The sequence below is a fragment of the Streptomyces sp. NPDC036764 genome, from assembly GCF_055609385.1.
Genome location: NZ_JBVJPT010000001.1, coordinates 1709421 through 1732317 on the forward strand (window position 1 = coordinate 1709421; position 22897 = coordinate 1732317).

Genomic DNA, 22897 nt, shown 5'->3' on the forward strand with positions numbered 1-22897 from the left:
GTGCCTCTCAACCGTGCCCGAGGATCCGCCGCAGCGCGTCCGTGAGCAACCGTTCGGCGTCCTCGGCCGCGTCGGTGTGCCGGAACGCCACATACCCGTCGGGGCGGACCAGAAGGGCGCCCGCGTCGGAGATCTCGCTCAGGCCGGCCCAGTCGCCGTAGGGGTCCTCGTACTGCTGTCCGGGGCCGACGACGACCGTCGCGATGTCGAGGGGCTGGGCCTCGGCAGCCCGCAGCCAACCGTCGCCACCGATGCCGGTGAGCAGCGTGAAACGTCCCTTGCCGACGGTGTCGAGGGTGGACAGGGTCCGCGTCCCGGAGGTGATCCAGGCGTGCGGGAGCTTCGCGCCGGGGCGGGAGGTGGGCTGGTGGTGCAGCTCGGGATCGCGGGCACAGGCCGGGTCGGGGGTGCCGTCGGGGACGATCGCGGCGGAGGCGTAGCGCTGGTTGAGGTCGACGCCGTGCGCGTTGAACTCGTACGCCTTGAAGGCGATGGCCTCGCGCAGCGCGGCGCGCTGCTTGGCGGCGGCCTCGGTGGCGTCCTTGCGGGCGGCGATGTTGGCCCACAACTGCTCGGGCGTCTGCGGGGACAGCCCGTCGAGCGCCTCGAAGATCGGGGCGGTCTCGGCGATGGACTTGTTGGCGCGGGTCACGATCTGCCTGCCGACCGGCGCGCGCTCCACGGTGTAGGTGTCGAGGAGCCGCGGCGAGGCCTCCCCGCCGAGGACGAGCTTCAGCTTCCAGGCCAGGTTGTAGGAGTCCTGGATGGAGGTGTTCGAGCCGAGCCCGTTGGACGGCGGGTGCCGGTGCACGGCGTCCCCGGCGCAGAACACCCGCCCGTTGGCGTACGTCTCGGCGTACATCTCGTTGACCGTCCACGCCGAGGACGACTTGATCGTCACGGGGATCTCGTCGTCGCCGACGAGCTGCCGTACGACGGACAGGGCGTACTCCTCGGTGAGGTCGGGCGCGCCCGCCGTCACGTCGTAGCCCCACACGATCAGCCACTCGTTCCACGGCCGCACACAGCGCACCAGGCCCGCGCCGATGCCGCCGACCGTGGCGCCGGGCGCGAGCACCCAGTACAGGGTGGAGGGGCGGTGCGCGGTGTACTTGCTCAGGTCCGCGTCGAAGACGATGTTGATGCTGCCCGCGACACCCATCTGACCGCCCATCGGCAGCCCGGCGTCCTCGGCGACCTGGGAACGTCCGCCGTCGGCCCCGATCAGATACCGGGCACGGATGGTGTACTCGTCGCCGCGCAGCCGGTCCTCGACGGTGACCGTGACGCCCGAGTCGTCCTGGACGAAGGACTTGGAGACCGTGCTGAAGCGGAAGTCGGTGCCGCGGGCGATCGCCGCGTTCACCAGCACCGGCTCCATCAGGTGCTGCGGCATGTCGCACATGCGGGTCGGGCTCGCCAGCTCGTGCGCGGCCTGCACGAGCGGATCGTTGCCCCATGAGCGGACCCGGCCGAGTTCCTCACCGGCCAGGCTGGTGCAGAACGTCGTGTTGCCCATCAGATGCTGGGGCGTCGCCTGTGCGATCACGTCCTGCTCGACGCCCAGATCGCGCAGCACCTCCATGGTGCGCTGGTTGGTGATGTGCGCGCGGGGAGTGTCGGCGAGGCTCGCGTACCGCGTGACGACCATGTTGCGCACGCCGTAGGTGCTCAGCGCGAGTGCCGCCGACGCGCCCGCCGGGCCGCTGCCCACGATCAGTACATCGGTCTCGACGACGGTGTGCACGACAGAACGCTCCAGGAGATGAGAACAGACCCCGACCTTTCAAGATCATGGAGCGCGACGGCCGGATGCGGGTGTCTCATTACGAGACAACCCGCCGGTCGCCGACGTGCGGTGGAGCGGGACGACCCGCCGTCGCCACCGTCGCGACGCCCCGGATACGGTGAGGGACGCCATGACCACAGCGGAACACTCTCCTGCCCTCGCCCCGCTGCGCCAGGCCCGCGAAAGGTTCCTGACGGGGCGACCCCTCCCGGACGGCGTACCGGACGACGTCCTGGCCGCCTGGCGCCGCGCCCGCTTCTTCGGCGTACGGCCCGATCTCGACGGCCCGCTGCGGGAGTCGGCCCACCCGGCCGACTCGCCCCTGCTGGAGGCGGCCCGCCCCGCGCTCACCCGGATCGCCCCGGCCCTGGACGCCGGCCGCATGGCGCTCGTGCTCACCGACGAACGGCTCAGAGTGCTCTGGTCGACCGGCAGCGCGCCCGGCGACGACACCTGCGCCGACCTGTCCGAGCGGGAGGTCGGCCACAACAGCGCCGCCCTCGCCCTGCGCACCCGCAGCCGGGCCGAAGTGCACGGCCCCGAGCACTTCCTCGACGTCTGGCAGGACGTCTCCGCGGTCAGCGTGCCGCTGTTCTCCCCGCAGACGGGGCAGGTGCTCGGCACGGTGACGGTGGCCCGCGCCCTGTGGGCGGACCGCCGGCCGCATCCCGGCACCGCCCTCGCCGAGGCGGCCGCCTGCGCGGTGGAGGCGGAACTGCGGGCACGCGCGCGTACCGCGGAACGGGCGCTGCTCGACGCCTACGAGCTGGCCGCGCGCGGACGCGAGCGGGCGGTGGTCGCACTGGACGGCCGCAACCGCCTGATCAGCGAAGCGGCGGCCGGCCTCGCCTCGCCCCAGGTGCTGGAGGCGCTGGAGCGCGGCGCGCGGTCCTGGGGGAGGGAGACCGGCGAGGCGTACGACATCCCGCTGCCCGAGGACGCCGGCTGCACCGCCGAGATCACTCCGGTACGGCACGAGGGCCGAGCCCTCGGCCTGGTCGCCGTGCTCGCCCCGCGTCCCGCGGAACCGGTGCCGTCGGCGCCGGGCCCGGCGGCCGCGCTGGCGGGCGGTTCGGTGCCCTGGCGGCACGCCGTCGCGCGGGCGACCGAACTGTTCCGCACGCCGGGGCCGGTGCTGGTCACGGGCGAGCGGGGGACGGGCAAGACCGCCCTCGCCCTCGAACTCCTCGACGGCACGGCCCCTTTGGTCCTGGACGCCGCCGAGTCACCCGAACTCGGCCTCAAGGACGGCGAACGCGGCGAGCCGGGGGTCCCTGCGGCCGGAGCCTGGGGGAGGACCGGCGGCCGGCCCCTGCTCCTGCGCCACGCCGAACGCCTCTCCCAACCGGACGTCGCCGCCCTCAATTCCCTCCTGGAGGAGAACCCGGACGCCCGCCTGGTCGCCACCCACACCCCCGGAACCTCGCCGGGCCCCTGCCTCCAGCGCCTCCTCGACACCCTCGCGGCCCGCTCGGTGACCCTGCCCGCGCTGCGCGAACGCCCCGGCGACATCAGGGAGTTGCTGCCCGCCCTCGCGCCCAGGCCCACCCCCGGCAGCCCGCCACTGACCTGGACGCTGGACGCGCTGCGGGCGCTGGAGCAGCATCCGTGGCCCGGGAACGTCACGGAACTCGCGCATGTCGTACGGGCGTTGGCGGGCCGGCGACGGATGTTCGGGCCGGTGCGGCGCGCCGAACTGCCCGACCCCGTCCGCGAAGGGCCGGCGGGACGCACCCTCAGCCCGATGGAGCTGGCCGAACGGGCCGCGATCCTGGAGGCGCTGCGCCGCCACGGCGGCAACAAGGCACGCGCTGCTGCGGCGTTGGGGATCGCCCGCGCCACCCTGTACCGGAAGCTGCGCGAGTACCAGGGCCGGGGCGCTGAGCGCCCCTGACCCGTGAGGTGTTCAGCGCGCTCCGGTCCAGTTGTGCGCGACGTCGACGACGATGCGATCGGCGGCCACCCACACCCGGAACGGCAGCCGCGCCCGGACGCCGAGCCCGATCTGCGTGTCCCCTTCGAAGCTGCCGGCGAACCGTGCGTCCCGGAACGTGCGGTACCCCGTGAGGTTCACGCCCGTCAGGCGCTGACCGGCCTTCGCGGGATATGTGGGCTTCCCGGTGGCGGGGTCGTACGCGGGCGCCGCCACGCGGACCTCGATGACGGCGCCGCCGCCGACGTCGATCCGCCGGCCCGAGCCGTCCTGGTAGAGACGGCTGACGTACTTGACGGAGTAGCCGAGTTCGCCGGTGCCGGCGCCCGGGACGTCGACGACCATGCGGTCGAAGCAGGCGTGCCGGCCGGTCCTGATGTTCGTCACCGGCTCCGACGTGGCGGCGGAGCGGGTCTCGGCCTGGCTGCCCCAGCCGGTGGGGCAGGCCGTGGCCTGCGCGGTGGTGGCGGCGGTGGCTTCGGCCGGGACCGCCGCCACACCCAGCGCGGCGACCATGAGCGCGGCTGCCGTCGCCCAGGTGGTTCTGTTTTGTGCCATTGCGTCCCCCAAGAGGTGAAGTGCCTGATATTAGGGGAGACAACCTTCTTGGCCGAATGGTTGCACTGTTGCGGAGCCCGGCGGTCCGGACTTCTCCGCGGTCGGCGGCTCGCTCGGGAACCCGCGCCGGACCTGGGACGTTCTACGAGGGACGGCCGCGATCAGCGGGTGGGGAAGACCTGGCGGGGGCGATGTGACGCGGTTACTGGTCGTAGGGGGCGGAATCGCCGGCACGGGCGCGGCACTGGCCCTGCACAAGGCCGGATGCGACGTCGCCGTGTACGAGGCGCACCCCGACTCCGCGGAGGACATCGGCGCGTTCCTCACCCTCGCGAGCAACGGCATGCGTGCCCTGGCGGAGGTGGACGCCTCGGCGGCGGTCACCGCGACCGGCTTCCCGCTGACCTCGATGCGCGTCCTCGACGACACCGGCGCCGAGGTCGCCCAAGTGCCGCTGGGCGAGCCCGGCACGCCGCATCTGCGGTACCGGTGCGTGCGGCGCGGCGACCTCAACGCCGCCTTGCAGAGCGAGGTCACCCGCCGCGGCATCCCCATCCGGCACGGCATGCGCCTGGTCTCGGTCGCCGACGGCCCCGACGGCGTCACCGCCCAGTTCGCCGACGGCACCACGGCCACCGGCGACCTCCTCATCGGCGCCGACGGCCTCAACTCCACCGTCCGCGCACTCACCAACCCCGACAGGCAGCCGGCCCATGCCGGACAGCAGGTCTTCTACGGCTACACCCGCGAAGCGCCCCCGGCAGCCCGACCCGAGACCATCACCATGGTGCGCGGCAGCGCCGTCGCCTTCGGGTACGCGGTCTCACCCGAGGGGGAGACGTACTGGTTCGCGCGCGTCGCCGCCGAACCCCTGGCCCCGGACGACCTCGCGCACGCCACGCCGGCCCGTCTGCGCGAGATGCTGCTGCCGCTGCTGGCCAAGGACACCACCCCGGCCGCGGACCTCGTCGCCGCCACCTCCGACGACCTCATGGTCACCAACGCCACCGAACTGCCGACCGGCACGACCTGGCGCTCCGGCCGGACCCTGCTCATCGGCGACGCGGCCCACGCCGCGTCCCCCGCCACCGGGCAGGGCGCGTCGATGGCGCTGGAGGACGCCGTCGTCCTCGCCAAGTCCCTGCGGGACGCGCGGGACACGGACGCCGCACTGTCCCTCTACGAGACCCTGCGCCGCCCCCGCGTGGAACACAACGTCACCGTCAGCGGCAACATCTCCCGAGGCACCCACAACCCGGCAGGCCGCGGTCCCGCAGGAGCCGGCCCGTCCCGGCCCGGCGACGACGAACTCGTAGGGCACCTGGAGTGGGACACCGAGCTCCGGTAGCCCGCGACGTAAGTCGATGCAATGGCCAACCGGCGCAACCCCACAGCACCCAGGCCCCTCATAGAAGTCGAACCATCCGGGTTCGCCGAGAGGAGCGCCTGTTGGCCCGTCAGTTGTCCCGTCGACAGTTCGTGGTCTATTCGGTCGCGGCGACCACCCTGACCGTCGCGGCACCGCTCGGCTGCGACGGCTCGACCGCCGAGGGCGCCGAGAACGCCGCCGACGGCGCACGCCGCTCGTCCGACGTCCTGGTCACCGGAACCGACGAGGAGATGCTGGTCCTTGAGGTCACCCAGGCCAACAAGGTCGTCGTACGGCTGCCGCGCGTAGAGGTCGGCCAGGGCGTCACCACCGCCGTCGCCATGATGATCGCCGAGGAGCTCGACGCCCGGCTCGCCGACGTCGAGATCCCGCTCGCGGAGGCCCGCAACAAGGGCAACCAGTACACCGGCGGCTCCAGCTCGGTCCGTTCGCTGTACGGCCCGGCCCGGCAACTCGCCGCCATGGCCCGCGCCAAGCTCGTCACCGCGGCCGCCCGCCGCTGGCACGTCCCCGCGCGGACCCTGCGCACCCGTGGTACCCGGGTCATCGCACCGGACGGCCGCATGGCCACCTTCGGATCGCTGACCAGGAGCGCCGCCCCGATCACCAGACCCACCGTGCCGGCCACGCCCAAACCGGCGTCCCAGCACCGGGTGATCGGCCGGCCGACGAACCGCATCGACGCCCGCGACATCGTCACCGGCAAGGCCGACTACACCGGAGACCTCGCGGTGGCCGGAGCGAAGCCGACGGTCGTGGCCCGGCCGCCGACGCTCGGCGGGAAGATCGTGTCGGTCGACTCCACGGCCGCCCGTGCCATGCCGGGCGTCCACGCCGTCGTCCGCTTCAGCGGCGGTGTCGCCGTGGTCGCGGAGACCTTCCACCACGCCCTGCAGGCCCGCGACGCCCTGCGCATCAAGTGGGGACCGGGACCGCTGGCCGGCGTCTCCGACGCCCAGATCCGCTCCCGGCTGCGCGCCGCCGTGCCGAAGCTGGGGAACCCGCCGAGCGGATCGCGGCAGACCGAGGCCGAGTTCGAGTTCGCCTTCGTCAGCCACGCTCCGATGGAGGTCCTCACGGCCGTGGCGGACGTTCGGCCGGGGCGGGCCGAGATCTGGTTCTCCTCCCAGACACCCTCCTCCGCGCGGGAGGACATCGCCGCGACGATCGGCGTGCCCGTGTCGAAGGTGCGCATCCATGTGATGCGCGGCGGCGGCTCGTTCGGACGGCGCCTGAACCACGACGCCGCGGTCGAGGCGGCCGTCATCTCCAAGCAGGCGCGCCGCCCGGTGAAGCTGATGTGGAGCCGGACCGACGACATCCGGCACGGCCGGATGCGCCCGGCCTCCCACCACCGCATCCGGGCCAGCCACGCCCAGGGCAGGGTGGTCGCCTTCGCCCACGCCATGGCCTCGGTCAGCGAGTCCTTCGGCGAACGGGGCCTGTCCGCCCAGGGCGGCGCGCGCACCGCCGTACGCGCTCCCGCGGCGGCCCCTCTCCCCAGCGACAGCGGCCTGTACAACTTCGGCCGCCTGTCCGGCGATTCGGGCTCGGTCGAGCTGGCGATACCCCTCGGCGCCTGGCGCTCGGTGGACTCCGGCACCGTGCGCACCGCCGAGGAGATCGTCGTCGACGAGATCGCCCGCGCCCTCGGCAAGGACCCGGTCGCCTTCCGCCGTACGACACTGCGGAGCAAGGCGGTCGAGGCCGTACTGGACAAGGTCGCCGCCGCCGGGAAATGGGGCCGGACCCTGCCCCGGGGCCACGCCCAGGGGGTCGCCGTGCACGAGGAGTACGACTCCTGCGTGGCCTGTCTGGTCGAGATCGACGCCGTCGATCCGAAGAACCCCCGGGTGACCAAGGTGGTGATGGCGGCCGACGTCGGAACGGCCGTCAACCCGCGCGGACTCGAGGCCCAGCTCATGGGCACCGCCGTCGACGGCATCTCCACCGTGCTGCGGGCCGGCCTGCACATCGACAAGGGCGCCGTCCGCGAGTCCAGCTTCGCCGACTTCCACTACGCCCGCCAACGGCACGCCCCACAGCACTTCGAGGCGCACATCCTGCCCTCCCGGCGCGAACCCGGCGGAGCCGGTGAACTCGGCGTCCCCGCCGCGGCCGGAGCCGTCGCCAACGCCTACGCCCGGGCGACCGGCACCAAGCCGCGCCGCTTCCCCCTGAACTTCTGAGACACCCGAAGAGAAGGTCTTGATGCCCTCCTACTCCTTCACCCTCAACGGGAAGCGGGTCACCGTCGAGGCACCCGCCGACATGCCCCTGCTGTGGGTGCTGCGCGACCTGCTGAACGTCACGGGCCCCAAGTACGGCTGCGGTATCGGCGCCTGCCGCGCCTGCACCAGCCATCTCGACGGCGACGAGATCCAGCCGTGCGTCGTCCCCGTCGCCGACTGCGCCGGCCGTGAGGTCACCACCATCGAGGGCCTCGCCGACGGCGACCGCCTGCACCCCGTGCAGCAGGCCTGGCTCGACTGCGACGTCGCCCAGTGCGGCTTCTGCCAGCCGGGTCAGATCATGGCCGCGGCGGCCCTGCTGAAGAAGACGCCCCGGCCGACGGACGCCGACATCGACAGCATCGAGAACGTCTGCCGGTGCGGCACGTACTCCCGGATCCGCGAGGCGATCAACAAGGCCGCCGCCAACGGCTGACCGGTGGCTTCGCTGCGGCGCGGGGCCGCCGTACGCTGACGTGCGTGCACCACACCTTCGAGGGCCCGTGCGCCGTGGCGGCGCGGTTCACCGGGCGCGCGGCGACCGGTGAACGTCGCCGGGCCGCAGCGCTCGCCGAAGTCACCCTCGACGACGGCCGAGTGGTCATGGTCAAACGCGGTGACGGCGACCGGGCCACCTGGGCCGAGGCCGCCGGACTGCGCTGGCTGGCCGAGGCCGGCACCGTCCATGTCCCGGCGGTGCACGGCCGGGACGCGCGATGGCTGGTCACCGACCTGGTGGCGACCGGCCCGCCCGATGCCGGGGCGGCCGAGCGGCTCGGCCGTGAACTGGCGGCCCTGCACGTGAGCGGGGCTCGCGCGTTCGGCGCCCCGCCGCCCGGCGGCCCCGAGGACGCGTACATCGGCCTCGCCCCGATGCGCAACGTCACCGGCCCCGACTGGCCTCGCTGGTACGCAGAGCACCGGGTGCTGCCGTATCTGCGGCGCGCGGTCGACGACGGCACGATCCGCGGCACCGAGGCGCCCGCCGTCGAGCGGGTCTGCGAGCGGCTCCCCGAACTGGCGGGACCCGCCGAACCGCCCGCCCGACTGCACGGCGACCTCTGGAACGGCAACGTCCTGTGGGGAGCCGACGGCCACGCCTGGCTGATCGACCCGGCCGCGCACGGCGGGCACCGCGAGACCGACCTGGCCATGCTCCACCTCTTCGGCTGCCCTCACCTGGACCGGATCCTGGACGGCTACCAGGACGCCGCGCCCCTGGCCGACGGCTGGACGGACCGCATCGCCCTCCACCAGTTGTTCCCGCTCCTGGTGCACGCCGTGCTCTTCGGCCGCGGCTATGCCGAACAGGCCCTGGCCGCAGCCGGCTCGGCCCTGACGCGCTGACCGACCCCCTGAGGGTCCGTGTCCGTGAAGGTCCTTCAGGCTGCCTCGACCTAGACGGCCCCGCGCACGGGGCTGCCCGTGAACGCGTCCAGCAGGACCCGGTCGCCGAGCGGGCGGTCCAGTTCGACCGTCACCTTCTTGGACAGCAGTTGCGCCGTGCAGATCCCGTCACTCGTTCCGACCATGTAGCCGGACAGCACCACACTGCCCTCCGTCTCCAGCGCCTCGACGCCCGGTCCGTCGTCGCATGCACCGTGGTGGGCCAGCACCGTGACGGACCGGCCGTCGGCGGCCACTTCGACCACCTGATTGAGTTCCCACAGCTCGGAACTGGGGCTGTCGAGCGGCCTGATCGGCGGCTTCGGCGGCTTCGAGGGGTTGAGTGCGAGGCGCTTGAGCGGGGTGTCGTAGCCCTCGATCGTGAACAGCCAGGCCGGGACGGTGGCCGGGCCGCGGCTGGTGCTCAGCGTCGTCTCGCCCAGCTTCGCTCCGGTCACGGTCAGGCGCGGGCCGGGTCCGCTGCCGCCCCCCAGCTTGTCGTACGCCGCCTGCGCACCCATGAGCGGAAGGGTGAGCGAGTCACCGTCGCGCCATGTCACCTTCGCGTCCTTGGGCGCGGTCTTGGGGAGCTCGCCGCGCAGGGCGAAGTTCTGGGCGGCGTACGCCTCCTTGTCGGCGGCGCTGTGGAAGGCGTCGTCGGGCAGTTGCTCCGGGTCGCCCAGCGGGTAGTAGCCCGCGCGCCAGGTCTCGGCGGCCGCCGAACCGTCCCAGGCCTCAGCCACCTTCAGCGCACGGGGCCTGGTGTCCGGAGCCGGCTCGGATTCGTCGCCGCCCCCGGCGGCCTCGGCGCCGCATCCGGCGGCGAGCAGGCCAAGGGCGGCGAGTGACAGGACGGTGCGCAAAGCGGTCGTACGCATGGATACCCCCGAGTGGACGGCGACGAGCCGGTCAGGGCGGCGTCGGCGCGCCGCCCGACACTGTGACGCACGAAGCACGCGCCGCGTTCGGTCAGACCAGTGACTGAGTGCCGAGCACGGCGAGCAGCGCGAGGCGCTCCGCGTCCTCGGTGCCGGGTGCGGCCGTGTAGACCATCAGCCGCAGATCGCTGCCCGCCACGACCAGGATGTCGCAGTCCAGGGTCAGCGGGCCGACCTGCGGATGGTCGATGAGCTTGTGGCCGGCCTCGTGGCGACCGACCGCGCCCGTCTCCCACAGCTCCGCAAAGCGCGGGCTGTTCGCGCGCAACTCCGCGATCAGCCGCCGCAGTTGAGGGTCCGACGGGTAACGGCTCGCGGTCGTGCGCAGGTCGGCCACGATGCCGGCCTCGAACGCGGCCCGCTCCTGCACGGTCTGCCGTGCCCGTCCGCGGGGGCCGAGGAACGCCCGCCACACGCCGTTGCGTTCGAAGCCACGCCATCCGGAGGGGTCGCCCATGAGCGCGGCGTAATGGGGATTGGCCATGAGCAGCGTCCAGGCGGCGTCGTAGACCCCGACGGGTGTGCCGTTCAGCCGGTCCAGCAGCCGCTGCACGCTCGGCGTGAGATAGGCGGGAACCGTGTCCGGGCCGGGTGGTGCCAGGCCGGCCAGCCGGAACAGGTGCGCGCGCTCGTCCGCCGACAGCCGCAGCGCCCGGGCCAGGGCCTCGACGATCTGCCCGGACGGACTGCTCGCCCGGCCCTGTTCGAGACGGGTGACGTAGTCGACCGAGATCCCGGCCAGCAGCGCGAGCTCCTCCCGGCGAAGCCCCGCCGCCCGCCGCTGACCACCCGCGGGCAGACCCGCCGACTCGGGCGTGACCCGGTCCCGCCAGCGGCGCAGGGCCTGTCCGAGTTCCGTCGCCGTCATGCCCCCAGTGAACACCGTCGGGCAGACGCGTGCCTGGTACCCGCAGTCCCAGGAAGACGGGACGGCTGGCTGACCCTCGCGCGGTGCAGGACGCTGAAGCCATGACGACAACACTCATCACCGGAGCGAACAAGGGACTCGGCTTCGAGACCGCCCGTCGGCTCACCGAAGCGGGTCACACCGTCTACATCGGCGCCCGGGACGCCGAGCGCGGCCGCCGCGCCGCCGAACAGCTCGGCGCCCGGTTCGTCCAGCTCGACGTCACCGACGACGCCTCCGTACAGGCCGCCGTGAAGACCATCGAAGCCGACGGCGGGCTCGACGTCCTGGTCAACAACGCCGGCGTCGAGGTGCGGGGCGAGAACAACGGCATCCCCGCCGCCGCGGACACCACCGCCGACGAGATACGAACCGTCTTCGAGACGAACGTCTTCGGCGTCGTGCGTGTCATCCACGCATCCCTGCCGCTGCTCCAGCGGTCCGAGGCCCCCGTCGTGGTGAACGTCAGCAGCGGACTCGCCTCGCTGACCACACTGTCCGACCCGGACTCACCGGCCCACTTCTACCAGGCCGTCTCGTACCCGACCTCGAAGACGGCGGTCAACATGATCACCGTCCAGTACGCGAAGGCGTTCCCGCAGATGCGGATCAACGCCGTCGAGCCCGGCTTCACCGCCACGGACCTCAACGGCCGCACCGGCACCCAGACCGTCGCGGAAGGCGCCGAGATCATCGTCCGGATGGCACAGGTCGGCCCCGACGGCCCCACCGGCGGCTATGTCGACCGCAACGGGCAGCTTCCCTGGTGACCCCGGGCCCGGCCGGGCCCCTCAGATGACGGCGTCGGCGCGCAGGGCCGCGATCTCCTCCCCGGTACGGCCGAGTTCGGTGAGGATCGCCTCGGTGTGCTCGCCCACCGCGGGCACCGGGTCCATGCGCGCGGGCACGCCCGCGAGATCGGCCGGCGGCAGCAGAGCCTGCACCGACGCGCCACCGGGCACCGCCACATCGCGCCAGCGGCCACGGCCGGCCAGCACCGGGTGGTCCAGGAACGCGGCGACGTCGTTGACCCCGGCGCAGGCGATGTTGATGGACTCCAGGTCCTTGAGGATCTCCTCGGCGTCGGAGCGGGCGCAGCGCTCTGCGACGACGGCGTTGAGCTCCTCGCGATGGGCGACCCGGGCCGAGCTGGTGGCGAAGCGCGGGTCGTCGGTCAGGTCGTCCCGGCCGAGGAACTGCGCGCACAGCACGGCCCACTCCCGCTCGTTCTGGATGGAGAACAGCACCTCCTTGCCGTCGGCGGCCGGGTAGGCGCCGTACGGGGCGAGGGTCGGGTGCTGGGTGCCCAGGCGCGGGGGCTGCACGCCGCCGTACTGGGTGTAGTAGGCGGGCTGGCCCATCCACTCGGCCAGCGCCTCGAACAGGGAGACCTCCACCGGGTGGGCCGTGCCGGTGGTGGCACGGGTGTACAGGGCGGTGAGGATGCCGCTGTACGCGTACATCCCGGCAGCGATGTCGGCGACGGAGATGCCGACACGCGCGGTCTCGTCGGCCGTACCGGTCAGTGACACCAGCCCGGTCTGGCACTGCACCAGCAGGTCGTACGACTTCCGCCCGGCCCAAGGCCCGGACGTGCCGTACCCGGAGATCGTGCACGGGATCAGCCGCGGCCACCGCTCGCCGAGTGCCTCGACACCGAGGCCGAGACGATCGGCGGCGCCCGGCGCCAGGTTCTGCACGAACACGTCCGCGGTGTCGAGGAGCCGATGCAGGATCTCCTGGCCCTTCGGGGCCTTCAGATCCAGCGTGAGGGATTCCTTGGACCGGTTGAGCCAGACGAAATAGCTGGACTGCCCGTGCACCGTGGTGTCGTACCGGCGGGCGAAGTCCCCGTCCCCCGGCCGCTCGACCTTGATCACCCGCGCCCCGAGATCGGCGAGCTGCCGGGTGGCGTACGGGGCGGCCACGGCCTGCTCGAGGCTGACGACGGTGACGCCGGACAGGGGAAGGCGGGGCGCGTTCATGAGGCCATTCGTACGGCCCCGGCGGAGATCCCGTCAACGCCGCCTTGCGGAGGACCCCGACATGCGCATGCGGATGCATATATTGCGCATGCGGGTAGAGGTCGTGTGGTTCCATGGTCGCCATGAAGGCCATCACATTGCAGCACTACGGTCAGCCCGAGGATCTGAAGCTGGTGGAGCACCCCGACCCCAAGGTGGCTCCCGGTGAGGTTCTCATCCGCGTGAAGGCCGCCGGGGTCAACCCGGTGGACTGGAAGCTCGGGGCGGGATACCTCGACCCGATCATGGAGACCCACTTCCCCGTCATCCCGGGCTGGGACGTCGCCGGCGTCGTCGAGCGGGTCGGACCGGACGTCGGCGAGTTCGGGCCCGGTGACGAGGTCTACGGCTATGTCCGCAAGGACTCCGTCCAGCTCGGCGCCTACGCCGAGCTGGTGTCCGCGCATGTGCGGATGCTGGCCCGCAAGCCGGCCGCACTGAGCTGGGAGCAGGCCGCGGGCGTGCCGCTCGCGGGACTGACCGCCTATCAGTCGATCAAGCGCGTGGGATTGCGCGAGGGCGAGACGGTCCTGGTCCACGCCGCGGCCGGCGGGGTCGGCATGTTCGGCGCGCAGATCGCCGCCGCGCTCGGTGCCCGGGTCATCGGCACCGCGAGCGAACGCAACCACGACTTCGTACGGGAGCTGGGCGCCGAGCCCGTGACCTACGGCGACGGCCTGGCCGACCGGATCCGCGAGCTGGCTCCGGACGGCGTGGACGCGGCGCTCGACTTCGTCGGCGGTGACGCGGTGGACGTCTCCCAGGAGGTCCTCAAGCGACGGGACCGGGTGGTGTCCGTCGCCGACCCGGACGCGCTCGCGAAGGGTGCCCATGTGCTGTGGGTGCGCCCCGATCCGGCCGACCTGACGGTCCTGGCCGAACTCGCCGACGCGGGCCGGCTCGCCGTACACGTGGAGCGGGTGCTGCCGCTCGCGGAGGCGGCCGAGGCGTGGCGCATCAGCCGTGAGGGGCGGGTGCGCGGAAAGCTGGTGCTGTCGGTCGGGTAACCGGGTGCCGACGGGCGCGGTGTGGCCTCAGACCGGGACGCGCAGGGTCTCGACGGCCCGGACGAGCGGCGCCAGTTCGGGGTCCTCTGCTGCCGTGTCCAGTGCTTCACGCAGCGCCGACTCGTTGGTGGGGCGGGCTTCGTCGAGGAGCTTCAGGCCTGCTTCGGTGACGTCGGTGTAGATGCCGCGGCGGTCGGTGGGGCAGAGGTAGCGGGAGAGCAGGCCGCGGTCCTCGAGGCGGGTGACGAGGCGGGTGGTGGCGCTCTGGCTGAGGACGACGGCGTCGGCGACCTGCTTCATCTGGAGGTGGCCGCCTTCGCCGTTGTGCTGGCGGCTGAGGACGTCGAGCAGGGAGTACTCGCGGACGCTGAGGTCGTGTCCGGCCTGCAGGGCGCGCTCGATGTGCGTCTCGATCCTGCCGTGGAGCAAGGAGAGGGCGCACCAGCCCTGGGCGAGGGCGGTGAGTGCGGGGTCCGTCGCGGTCATGACGCCGGTGACCTCCATCGGATGTGCATGACATTCAGGATAGGGCATCTGCGAAATTTCCAGCGATTGCGTGTAGAGCGCGCTTGCAAGGATCCGGGGCGAACTCCGTGGCCGTGATTGCGCATGAATTCCTCTGACGGGGCTGACGGTGGCCGGCATCCCTGGCCTTGCTAGCCCCGTGCGAGGTGTCGCGCGAACTCCTTGGCTTTGACTCCGCACGAGTTCCGTTGACGGGGCTGACGGTGGCCGGCATCCCTGGCCCCGCTGGCCCCGTGCGAGGTGCCGTGCGGACTCCATGGCTTTGACTCCGCACGAGTTCCGTTGACGGGGCTGACGGTGGCCGGCATCCCTGGCCCCGCTAGCCCCGTGCGAGGTGCCGTGCGGACTCCATGGCCGTGGCTCCGCGCGAATTCCGCTGACGGGGCCCGACGATGGCCGGCCTCCCTGGCCCCGCTAGCCCCGTGCGAGGTGTCGCATCGCCAGTGCCAGGCCCAGCCTGAACCGGCCTTGAGGGGTGCGCAGTGGCCAGCCCAGCAGGTGCTCGGCCTGCGCCAGCCGCTCCTGGAGCGTGGAGTGGTGGACGTTGATCTCGGCGGCCGCCGCCCGCAGACTCACCGTCGCGGCGACCGCGTGCAGCGTGCCGAGCAGCCAGGGCGCGGCTGCCGAGGCCGTCTCCAGGGCCTGTACGTCGGGCGGCGGCTCGGCGCCCGGTACGACGAGGTCGGCGAGGAGCGCGATGCCGCCCAGCTCGTCGGCGTGGACAACGCCGGGGCCGGGGTCCTGAGCGGTGCCTTCGGCCGTGAACCGCAGGGCGACGCGGGCCTCGGACCAGGATCGCGGCAGGTCGAGCACCGCAACGGCGGGACCCACGCCGACGCGGCCGACGGGCGGCACGACGTCCAGGTGCGCGGAGACGACCGAGGGGCGGCCGTCCAGCGGGGCCAGAACCCGGGCCGGGGCGGCGGGGTCGAGCCCCAGACGCCGGGCCGCGTGCAACCGTGCCGCCTCCGGCGCCGAGGCGTCGAGGACGGTCTCGACCAACGCCGGATCATCGGCGGGTGCCCGCCCGCGCGTCCGGTCGAGAACGACCCGTATGACCCCTGCGGCCCGCTCCAGGATCACCGCGTCCACGACACTCGGCGCCGCCTGCTCGGCCCGCTCCAGCCACAGCGCCGTGGCGCCGCCCGGCGTCAGCGCGACGGACGGCCAGGCGGGGTCGGGCGACAGCTCGCTCTCGCGCCGCGTCCCGTCCTCCTCGACCCGGACATGCACCCGCCGCTCCACGTCGACCAGCCGCGCCGGCACACCCGAGAGCACGGCAGCCCCACGCACCAGCGCCTCCAGCCCGGCCCGCGACTCGGCAAGCCGATCAAAGTAGGCAATGACCCGAACAGCGGCCCCCGCATCCGGATCCAGCGCAGTCAAACGCCCGGCCAGCTCTTTCATGCACCAATGGTGCGGCATGACCCCAAAAACCGGGGAGGCCACCGCCAGCCCCAATACGCCGACCACGGGGCCCACCTCAAGGACCGCGGAGAACCGCGCGCCTGGACACGCCGTTCACGGCGGCCGACCTCTAGGGGCGCGGGGAACGGCGCGACCGGCCACAGTCAACCGGCACCCGCACAACCACGGAACCCGGCAGGCGAGCAGCCTCTGACCCGCTCCTAGACACGCCGTTCACGGCGGCCGACCTTTAGGGGCGCGGGGAACGGCGCGACCAGCCACAGTCAACCGGCACCCGCACAACCACGGAACCCGGCTGGCGAGCAGCCTCAGACCCGCGCCTAGACACGCCGTTCCGGCGGCCGACCTCTAGGGGCGCGGGGAACGGCGCGACCAGCCACACTCAACCCGCACCCGCACAACCACCGAACCCCGCAACCAACCCCCCGTCACCGGCTCAACAACCGCCGCAACCACCCCAGATGCGCTCCCCGACACGCCCGCGACACCGCCGCCTGCGGAGCAAACCCGTCGAACCCGTGGAAGCCCCCGGGCCACACATGAAGCTCGGCCACACCCCCCGCCTGCCAGATCCGAGAGGCATACGCGACGACCTCGTCCCGGAACGTCTCCGCGGAGCCCACGTCCAGAAACGCCGGCGGCAGCCCGGACAGATCCGCGGCCCGGGCCGGCGCCGCGTACGCGGACACGTCGGGCCCACCCCGGCGCTCACCGAGCAGCGCGGTCCAGCCCGTCTCGTTCGCCGTACGGTCCCACACACCGAGCCCCGCCATCTGATACGTGGACGGACTGTCGTTGCGGTCGTCCAGCATCGGGCACATCAGCATCTGCCCGATCAGCTCAGGCCCCTTCCGGTCCCGGGCCAGCAACGCGAGCGCCGCCGAAAGTCCGCCACCGGCGCTCGCACCCGCCACCACGACCCGCCCCGCGTCGCCACCGATCTCGCCCGCGTGCTTCGCCGTCCACTCCAGACCGGCGTACACGTCCTCGATCGGCGCCGGATGTGGATGCTCGGGCGCCAGCCGGTACTCCACCGACACCACCACCGCGTCCAGTTCCTTCGCCCAGGCCAAAGGAGCGTCGACGCCGACACGGTTGTTACCGATGATCATTCCGCCGCCGTGAACGTGGTAGATGACAGGCCGCGGTCCCGCGTCCGCCGGCGCGGCAGGCCGGCAGATCAGCAGCGATATCTCCGGCGCACCCTCGGGCCCCGGCACCGTACGGTCCTCGACCTCGAAGTACCCGTCCATGGTCAGGTCCAGTTCGGCCAGTAGCTGGATCCCCGGACCCTGGCGGACCTCGGCTATGTCGTCCATCGTGAGGCCGGGTGAGATCACGTCCTTGATGAGCTCCAGCGCGGCTGCGAGCTCAGGGTCGAACGGGGGCGGGGCCTGGGTCATGGCAACTCCTCACACAAGGGGCACACACGTGCCTCGCGGCTCTGCGGTCAGCATCCGTGCACCGGCCCGGCCGCGGAGGCCGCCGGACGGCGGAAGCTGCCCGCCGTCCGGCGGGTGGCACACCTGTGGCCCGGAGCCTGCCAGGACATGACCCCCTTTTCACCCACCGGGGGTGGAACGAACAGACGAGCACGGCCTGTCGATCACCCTCGGCCTCATCGTGCCCGTCCCCGCGGTCACGACGGTGACCAGCCTGCCCGCTTCGAGGAGGCGGCAGGAGCGGGCAGCGGCGGAACGCGTCTGAACAGATGGCGGGCGAGCGCCACGCCGGTGAGCACCGCGACCAGCGCGCACACTCCCGTCCAGCCGAAGCGGCCGTAGGCGCCGGCACCCAGCCAGGACCCCGCGGTGCCGCCGAGGTAGGCGCAGGTCATGTACGCCGTGTTCAGCCGACTGCGGGCATCGGCGCCGAGGCCGTAGATCCGTACCTGGTTGGCCACCTGTCCGGACTGCATGCCGACGTCCAGCAGCAGGGTGCCCACGACCAGCGCGGTCAGCCCGGGCGCGCCGCCGAGGCCGCCGAGGGCCAGGACCGGCGCCGACGCGCCGACCAGGAGCAGGCACGCGAGGTTGACGCGGTCCGGGCCGTTGTGGTCCACCAGCCGTCCCGCGACCGGCGTGCACAGCATCGTCGCCGCGTTGACCAGCGCCAGCAGTCCCGCAGCCTTCGCGTCCAGGCCGTACACCGGGCCCGTGAGCAGCAGTGCCACGCCCGTCCACACGGCGGAGAACCCGGCGAACACCATGGCCTGGTAGAGGCACGAGCGGCGCAACTCGGGCTCGGTGCGCAGCAGGCGCAGCGGCGCGGCGAGCAGCGCCGGGTAGGGCGCCGCGGTGGATGGGGCCGGCGTCGGCTGCATGCGGGACAGCAGGGCGGCGACCGTGAGGGAGAGCACGGCGGCGGCGACGTACGGCGCCCGCCAGCCCAGCCAGTCGCCGAGGGCGCCGCCGAGCGCGCGGGAGAGCAGCATCCCGGCGAGGGCGCCGCTGAGCAGGGTGCCGCCGACCACGCCCTGCCGCTCGGCGGGCACCAGACCGGCCGCCAGCGGGCCGGCGAGCGGGGCGATCACCGTCGCGGTGCCGACGAGGACGCTCGCGGCGACGAGCGGCATCAGCGACTGCGCCGTGGACGCGGCGAGCAGGCCGAGGCCGGTCAGGGTGAGCAGGGTGACGAGCAGCCGGCGGGGCGGCAGCCGGTCGCCGAGCGGGACGAGCAGGAAGATGCCGGCCGCGTAGCCGAACTGGGTCGCCGTCACCACCGAGGTCGCCGCGTCCGGAGAGACACCGAGGCCGGAAGCCACCAGCGGGCCGATCGCCTGCGGGAAGTACACATTGCCCACGGCAACTCCGCAGGCGAGGGCGAGCAGCGCGATCGCGGAGGTACTCTGCCGGTGGTTGGGATCCGTCATGTGCCGAAGTCCACGCCGGTGACGGCCGGTTGCCAAAGGATGTAGCCCGGGGCTTAATGATCAGCTTCCTGCTCGACGTCGACGACCTCGCGGACACCCGGTTCGCGATCTCGCCGCTGCGCGAGGTCATGGGCAGCCTGCGGGCCCTGCGCGCCCCCGCCCTCTTCCCCCTGCACACTCCGTGGCGCCGCTTGGTGCTCGACCGCCTCGACCCCGCCGACGCCCGGTTGCTGCGGGCCCTGGTCGGACAGACCCTGGTCCTGCCCGACTTCCTCACCCCGCGCCCGACGACCTTCGCACCGGCGTTGGCCGACCAGCTCGCCGTCGTACGGGCGACGCCACCCGAACTCGTACGCCGTGATCTGCTCGCCACCCATGCCCCGCACCCCCTCCCCGAAGCCCTGCGGCAGATCACCGCGCCCGGCGACGGGCCGGTGGCGGAGCTGCTGGAAGAGCTGACCGAACTGCTGCTTCGCTACTGGGAGTTGGCCATCGAGCCGGACTGGCCGCGGATGCGGATGGTGCTGGAGGCCGACATCACCCACCGCGCCCGGCAGTTGGCCACCGGTGGCGCCCAGCTCCTCTTCGGCGATCTGCACCGCAATGTGCGCTGGCGCGACGGTGTCCTGCGCGTCGGGCAGATGATCGGCCGGCACGAGGTGGACGGATCCGGGCGCGGACTGCGCCTGGTGCCGTCCCTGTTCGCCCACAAACCCGCGCCGCCGGTCAGTGCCGACGAACCACCGATGCTCGCCTACCCGAGCCGGGGCGCCGCGACCTTGTGGGAACCGCGGCCCGAGCCCGACGCCTCCGCGCTCACCGCCCTGCTCGGCGCACCGCGCACCACGGTGCTGCGCCTGCTCGCCGAACCGCTCCCCACGGTCGAACTTGCCCGGCGCCTCGGTGTGACGCCCAGCGCGGTCTCCCAGCACCTGAAGGTGCTGCACGCGACGGGGCTGGTCACCCGGACCCGCGACGGACGGCGCGTGCTCTACCGGCGCACCGGACTCGGCGACCAGTTGGCCGACCGGGCTTGACTTCGAGAGCGCTCGAAGTTCTAGCGTCGTCAGGGACGGGGCAGGGTCCGGGCGAACGGAGACAGGACATGCGGGTCGGCGTGCACATCAACCGGTTCGACCATCCCGGAGGAGGTCCCGCGCTCGGCGCCGAACTCGCCGCCGCGGGTGCCGCCGCCGAGGCCGCGGGCGTGAGCTGGCTGTCGGTGATGGACCACTACTTCCAGATGGAGTTCAACGACCGCGCCGAGGACCCCATGCTGGAGGCCTACACGACCCTCGGCTTCCTCGCGGGTCACACCTCCACGATCCGCCTCGGCGCTCTGGTGACCGGCGTGACGTACCGTCACCCCGGCCTGCTCGCCAAGATCGCCACCACGCTCGACGTGCTCTCCGGCGGGCGTGCCACCCTCGGGATCGGCGCGGCCTGGTACGACCGGGAGCACGCGGGGCTCGGCGTGCCGTTCCCCCCGGTCGCCGAACGCTTCGAGCGGCTGGAGGAGACCTTGCGGATCTGCCTGCAGATGTGGGACCCGGACCAGAACGGCCCGTTCGAGGGCAGGCACTACCGGCTCGCCGAGACCCTCGGCGTCCCGGCGCCGGTCAGCGCCCCGCACCCCGAGATCATGATCGGCGGGGGAGGGGAGAAGAAGACGCTGCGGCTGGTGGCCCGGTACGGCGACGCGTGCAACCTGTTCCTCACCTCGCCGGAGGAGGTCAGGCACAAGCTCGACGTGCTGCGCGGCCACTGCGACACCGAGGGGCGAGACTACGACGAGATCCGCAAGACCGTCGTCTACTCGGGCGAGGCCGCCATGACGGGCGACGTCGAAGCCTTCACCCGCGAGATCGCGGGCTACACCAAACTCGGCATCGACACGGTGATCCTCGGTCCCCGTACGGGGGAGCCGGCGGCGTTCATCGAGAACTTCGCGGCTCCCGCCGTACAGCGGCTGGCCGGGCTCGACTGAGCGCCGGCGGCTATCGGCACGCTGTGCTCGACCGGGTGCCGGCGTCGGCGGGGCGACTGCGGGAGACGATCCGCATCCCGCGGGCGTCGACGACCCGGACCTGCAACGAACCGCAGCCGCAGCGCGTCCACACCGTGCTGCCCGCCGCCGTGGTGTGCCGGGAGACGACCTGGAAGGGCTCGGCGCCGTCGGGCCACCCGCAGTGCGGGCAGAGGGTGCCGGTCGTGCTGGTCATGGTGACTCCTCGCTCCTGGTGTGGCTGATCGACCGTCGCGACACCACCAAGGGTGCGATGAGCATTCGTACACGTCCAGGTTGACTTTGTGGACCTCACCTTGAAGCGTGGGCTTCATGATTGACCTGCGCCGACTGCACGTACTGAGGGCCGTGGCGCACTACGGCACGGTCACCGCGGCCGCCCGCGCCCTGCACTTCACCCCGTCCGCCGCCTCCCAGCAGATCCGGCAACTGGCCCGCGATCTGGGCGTCGACCTGCTGGAGCCGCAGGGCCGCGGGGTGCGCCTGACTTCGGCCGCCGAGAGTCTGCTCGCGCACGCGGACGCCATCCAGGCCCGCTGGGAACAGGCAGAGCTCGATCTGCGGGCCGACCACGGAGCGCCGGCGGGGCTGCTGCGTGCCTGCGGCTTCCCGCTGGCCGTCTCGGTGCTGCTCGCGCCCATGGCGTCCCGGCTGCGCACGATCCATCCGCGCCTCAGCGTCCGGATCCAGGAGACGGTGGTGCCGGTCAGCTTCGACCTGCTCTTCGAGGGCGAGAGCGACCTGGCCGTCGTCGAGGCGACGATCTACAACCCGCCCCTCGGTGACGGCCGTTTCGACCAACAGCCGCTCCTGGACGACCCGTTCGACCTCGTCGTCCCCGAGGACCATCCACTCGCCGGGCGGGACGCCGTCGGCCTGGCGGAGGCGGCGCGTGAGGAGTGGATCGCGCCGGTGCCGGAGAGTCCCTGCCGTCCCCATGTGCTGTCGGCGTGCGGCGAGGCCGGGTTCACCCCGGACATCGTCCACCACGCGATGGACTGGAACGTCATGGCCCACCTCATCGCCCATCGCCTCGGCGTCGCCCTGATCCCGCGTCTCGCCCAGTTGCCCCCGCACCTGCCGATCACCCGGGTCCGCTGCACGGGCAACCCGCACCGCAAGCTCCTGACCTGCACACGGGGCGGCGGCCACGAACGCCCGGCGGTCGCCGCCGCACTGAAGGAACTGCGCGAACTGGCACCCAAGGCGGTGGCCTGAGACGCGGGAAAGGGCCGGAGCACCAGGCTCCGGCCCCTCGGGGTGACCCGTGGTGGTGGGGTCAGGCGGCGACCGCCTCGCCCGCGTGGCCGTGGACGCGTGCGACGACCTCGGTGAGCTGGGCGGCGACCTCGGCGTCGTCGACGGGGTGGGTCTCGGCGAAGCGGGTCACGGAGCCGGGGATGGACAGCTTGACGTCCTCCAGCACCTTGGCTCCGGCGATGCCCAGGGACTTGCGGGTCTCGTCCTGCGCCCACACGCCGCCGTACTGGCCGAAGGCGGTGCCGACCACGGCGGCCGGCTTGCCGTCGAAGGCACCGGCGCCGTACGGGCGGGACAGCCAGTCGATGGCGTTCTTCAGCACGGCCGGGATCGTGCCGTTGTACTCGGGGGAGAAGAGCAGGAACGCGTCGGCGGCCTGCGCGGCCTCACGCAGCTTGGCGGCGGCGGCCGGGACGCTGCCCGCCACGTCGATGTCCTCGTTGTAGAAGGGGATGTCGGCGAGGCCCTCGAAGAGCACGACCTCGGAGCCCTCCGGGGCGAGCTTGACGGCGGCCTCCGCAAGCTGACGGTTGTGCGAACCGGCACGAAGGCTGCCGACGAGCGCGAGGATGCGAACAGACATGCGAACTCCAAGGATGCTGAAACACTGCCGTTACGATCCG

General features: G+C 72.7%; 21 protein-coding genes. 10 read left to right on the forward strand and 11 right to left on the reverse strand.

Translation table 11 applies throughout. The annotated features are described in order from the left end of the window. Positions 1–7 precede the first annotated feature (7 nt). Positions 8–1747, reverse strand: a complete 1740-nt coding sequence (locus tag ACZ69Q_RS06700) for an FAD-dependent oxidoreductase (RefSeq protein WP_471037428.1) — start codon at positions 1745–1747, stop codon at positions 8–10. 172 nt (positions 1748–1919) lie between these two features. Between ACZ69Q_RS06700 and ACZ69Q_RS06705 the strand changes: the two genes are divergently transcribed. Beyond that, complete coding sequence (locus ACZ69Q_RS06705) at positions 1920–3683, forward strand: helix-turn-helix domain-containing protein (RefSeq protein WP_471037431.1); 1764 nt, start codon at positions 1920–1922, stop codon at positions 3681–3683. Positions 3684–3695: 12 nt separating this feature from the next. Here the strand turns inward: ACZ69Q_RS06705 and ACZ69Q_RS06710 are convergent, their stop codons facing one another. Continuing rightward, on the reverse strand, positions 3696–4280 hold the full coding sequence (locus tag ACZ69Q_RS06710; protein WP_471037433.1) for an AMIN-like domain-containing (lipo)protein: 585 nt from the start codon (positions 4278–4280) through the stop codon (positions 3696–3698). A 193-nt stretch (positions 4281–4473) separates the two neighbouring features. Here ACZ69Q_RS06710 and ACZ69Q_RS06715 point away from each other — a divergent pair, with 193 nt between their 5' ends. The 4 genes from ACZ69Q_RS06715 to ACZ69Q_RS06730 all read left to right on the forward strand — a co-directional run bounded on the left by ACZ69Q_RS06715 (position 4474) and on the right by ACZ69Q_RS06730 (position 9248). After that, positions 4474–5628: an FAD-dependent oxidoreductase gene (locus ACZ69Q_RS06715; RefSeq protein ID WP_471037435.1), complete on the forward strand. Its 1155-nt coding sequence runs from the start codon at positions 4474–4476 to the stop codon at positions 5626–5628. A gap of 131 nt (positions 5629–5759) precedes the next feature. Further along, positions 5760–7859: a xanthine dehydrogenase family protein molybdopterin-binding subunit gene (locus ACZ69Q_RS06720; RefSeq protein WP_471040114.1), complete on the forward strand. Its 2100-nt coding sequence runs from the start codon at positions 5760–5762 to the stop codon at positions 7857–7859. A gap of 22 nt (positions 7860–7881) precedes the next feature. Then, a complete protein-coding gene (locus ACZ69Q_RS06725; RefSeq protein WP_471037437.1) occupies positions 7882–8337 on the forward strand; it encodes a (2Fe-2S)-binding protein in 456 nt (151 codons plus the stop codon). 44 nt (positions 8338–8381) lie between these two features. Continuing rightward, complete coding sequence (locus ACZ69Q_RS06730; RefSeq protein ID WP_471037440.1) at positions 8382–9248, forward strand: fructosamine kinase family protein; 867 nt, start codon at positions 8382–8384, stop codon at positions 9246–9248. Between the two features lie 50 nt (positions 9249–9298). Here ACZ69Q_RS06730 and ACZ69Q_RS06735 read toward each other — a convergent pair whose 3' ends face one another. After that, positions 9299–10165: a hypothetical protein gene (locus ACZ69Q_RS06735; RefSeq protein WP_471037442.1), complete on the reverse strand. Its 867-nt coding sequence runs from the start codon at positions 10163–10165 to the stop codon at positions 9299–9301. 91 nt (positions 10166–10256) lie between these two features. Continuing rightward, a complete protein-coding gene (locus ACZ69Q_RS06740) occupies positions 10257–11093 on the reverse strand; it encodes a helix-turn-helix transcriptional regulator (protein WP_471037445.1) in 837 nt (278 codons plus the stop codon). Positions 11094–11194: 101 nt separating this feature from the next. Between ACZ69Q_RS06740 and ACZ69Q_RS06745 the strand changes: the two genes are divergently transcribed. Then, complete coding sequence (locus ACZ69Q_RS06745) at positions 11195–11902, forward strand: SDR family NAD(P)-dependent oxidoreductase (protein WP_471037448.1); 708 nt, start codon at positions 11195–11197, stop codon at positions 11900–11902. Between the two features lie 21 nt (positions 11903–11923). Here ACZ69Q_RS06745 and ACZ69Q_RS06750 read toward each other — a convergent pair whose 3' ends face one another. Further along, positions 11924–13117 carry a CaiB/BaiF CoA transferase family protein gene (locus ACZ69Q_RS06750; protein WP_471037450.1) on the reverse strand — a complete coding sequence of 398 codons (1194 nt, stop codon included), beginning with the start codon at positions 13115–13117 and terminating at the stop codon, positions 11924–11926. Positions 13118–13239: 122 nt separating this feature from the next. On the opposite strand from ACZ69Q_RS06750, the gene ACZ69Q_RS06755 reads away from it, so the two are divergent. After that, positions 13240–14163 (forward strand): NADP-dependent oxidoreductase, encoded by a 924-nt coding sequence (locus tag ACZ69Q_RS06755; RefSeq protein WP_471037452.1) that lies wholly within the window; start codon positions 13240–13242, stop codon positions 14161–14163. 27 nt (positions 14164–14190) lie between these two features. Here ACZ69Q_RS06755 and ACZ69Q_RS06760 read toward each other — a convergent pair whose 3' ends face one another. The 4 genes from ACZ69Q_RS06760 to ACZ69Q_RS06775 all read right to left on the reverse strand — a co-directional run bounded on the left by ACZ69Q_RS06760 (position 14191) and on the right by ACZ69Q_RS06775 (position 18988). Then, entirely contained in the window at positions 14191–14649 is a 459-nt protein-coding gene (locus ACZ69Q_RS06760; RefSeq protein ID WP_471037455.1) for a MarR family winged helix-turn-helix transcriptional regulator, read from the reverse strand. Between the two features lie 453 nt (positions 14650–15102). After that, entirely contained in the window at positions 15103–16095 is a 993-nt protein-coding gene (locus ACZ69Q_RS06765; protein WP_471037457.1) for a helix-turn-helix domain-containing protein, read from the reverse strand. Between the two features lie 449 nt (positions 16096–16544). Beyond that, positions 16545–17519: an alpha/beta hydrolase gene (locus ACZ69Q_RS06770; protein ID WP_471037459.1), complete on the reverse strand. Its 975-nt coding sequence runs from the start codon at positions 17517–17519 to the stop codon at positions 16545–16547. 236 nt (positions 17520–17755) lie between these two features. Beyond that, entirely contained in the window at positions 17756–18988 is a 1233-nt protein-coding gene (locus ACZ69Q_RS06775) for an MFS transporter (RefSeq protein ID WP_471037462.1), read from the reverse strand. Between the two features lie 56 nt (positions 18989–19044). On the opposite strand from ACZ69Q_RS06775, the gene ACZ69Q_RS06780 reads away from it, so the two are divergent. Beyond that, positions 19045–20025 (forward strand): ArsR/SmtB family transcription factor, encoded by a 981-nt coding sequence (locus ACZ69Q_RS06780; RefSeq protein WP_471037464.1) that lies wholly within the window; start codon positions 19045–19047, stop codon positions 20023–20025. 68 nt (positions 20026–20093) lie between these two features. Beyond that, the gene (locus ACZ69Q_RS06785) at positions 20094–20975 is read left to right on the forward strand and encodes an LLM class F420-dependent oxidoreductase (RefSeq protein WP_471037467.1); all 882 of its coding nucleotides are present in this window, start codon (positions 20094–20096) and stop codon (positions 20973–20975) included. A 10-nt stretch (positions 20976–20985) separates the two neighbouring features. Here the strand turns inward: ACZ69Q_RS06785 and ACZ69Q_RS06790 are convergent, their stop codons facing one another. Then, positions 20986–21210, reverse strand: coding sequence for a hypothetical protein (locus ACZ69Q_RS06790; RefSeq protein WP_471037469.1), 225 nt, complete (start codon positions 21208–21210; stop codon positions 20986–20988). A 116-nt stretch (positions 21211–21326) separates the two neighbouring features. Here ACZ69Q_RS06790 and ACZ69Q_RS06795 point away from each other — a divergent pair, with 116 nt between their 5' ends. Then, positions 21327–22232: a LysR family transcriptional regulator gene (locus tag ACZ69Q_RS06795; protein WP_471040116.1), complete on the forward strand. Its 906-nt coding sequence runs from the start codon at positions 21327–21329 to the stop codon at positions 22230–22232. 61 nt (positions 22233–22293) lie between these two features. On the opposite strand, the gene ACZ69Q_RS06800 is transcribed toward ACZ69Q_RS06795, so the two are convergent. Further along, on the reverse strand, positions 22294–22857 hold the full coding sequence (locus tag ACZ69Q_RS06800) for an NAD(P)H-dependent oxidoreductase (RefSeq protein ID WP_471037472.1): 564 nt from the start codon (positions 22855–22857) through the stop codon (positions 22294–22296). Positions 22858–22897 lie beyond the last annotated feature (40 nt).

Bases quoted from the DNA above. Each gene is read 5' to 3' on its own strand.
- ACZ69Q_RS06800 (WP_471037472.1), bottom strand. From the start codon at position 22,857: ATGTCTGTTCGCATCCTCGCGCTCGTCGGCAGCCTTCGTGCCGGTTCG.
- ACZ69Q_RS06780 (WP_471037464.1), top strand. From the start codon at position 19,045: ATGATCAGCTTCCTGCTCGACGTCGACGACCTCGCGGACACCCGGTTC.
- ACZ69Q_RS06750 (WP_471037450.1), bottom strand. From the start codon at position 13,117: ATGAACGCGCCCCGCCTTCCCCTGTCCGGCGTCACCGTCGTCAGCCTC.
- ACZ69Q_RS06725 (WP_471037437.1), top strand. From the start codon at position 7,882: ATGCCCTCCTACTCCTTCACCCTCAACGGGAAGCGGGTCACCGTCGAG.
- ACZ69Q_RS06705 (WP_471037431.1), top strand. From the start codon at position 1,920: ATGACCACAGCGGAACACTCTCCTGCCCTCGCCCCGCTGCGCCAGGCC.
- ACZ69Q_RS06745 (WP_471037448.1), top strand. From the start codon at position 11,195: ATGACGACAACACTCATCACCGGAGCGAACAAGGGACTCGGCTTCGAG.
- ACZ69Q_RS06755 (WP_471037452.1), top strand. From the start codon at position 13,240: ATGAAGGCCATCACATTGCAGCACTACGGTCAGCCCGAGGATCTGAAG.
- ACZ69Q_RS06765 (WP_471037457.1), bottom strand. From the start codon at position 16,095: ATGAAAGAGCTGGCCGGGCGTTTGACTGCGCTGGATCCGGATGCGGGG.
- ACZ69Q_RS06735 (WP_471037442.1), bottom strand. From the start codon at position 10,165: ATGCGTACGACCGCTTTGCGCACCGTCCTGTCACTCGCCGCCCTTGGC.
- ACZ69Q_RS06785 (WP_471037467.1), top strand. From the start codon at position 20,094: ATGCGGGTCGGCGTGCACATCAACCGGTTCGACCATCCCGGAGGAGGT.
- ACZ69Q_RS06770 (WP_471037459.1), bottom strand. From the start codon at position 17,519: ATGACCCAGGCCCCGCCCCCGTTCGACCCTGAGCTCGCAGCCGCGCTG.
- ACZ69Q_RS06740 (WP_471037445.1), bottom strand. From the start codon at position 11,093: ATGACGGCGACGGAACTCGGACAGGCCCTGCGCCGCTGGCGGGACCGG.
- ACZ69Q_RS06760 (WP_471037455.1), bottom strand. From the start codon at position 14,649: ATGACCGCGACGGACCCCGCACTCACCGCCCTCGCCCAGGGCTGGTGC.
- ACZ69Q_RS06710 (WP_471037433.1), bottom strand. From the start codon at position 4,280: ATGGCACAAAACAGAACCACCTGGGCGACGGCAGCCGCGCTCATGGTC.
- ACZ69Q_RS06795 (WP_471040116.1), top strand. From the start codon at position 21,327: ATGATTGACCTGCGCCGACTGCACGTACTGAGGGCCGTGGCGCACTAC.
- ACZ69Q_RS06790 (WP_471037469.1), bottom strand. From the start codon at position 21,210: ATGACCAGCACGACCGGCACCCTCTGCCCGCACTGCGGGTGGCCCGAC.
- ACZ69Q_RS06775 (WP_471037462.1), bottom strand. From the start codon at position 18,988: ATGACGGATCCCAACCACCGGCAGAGTACCTCCGCGATCGCGCTGCTC.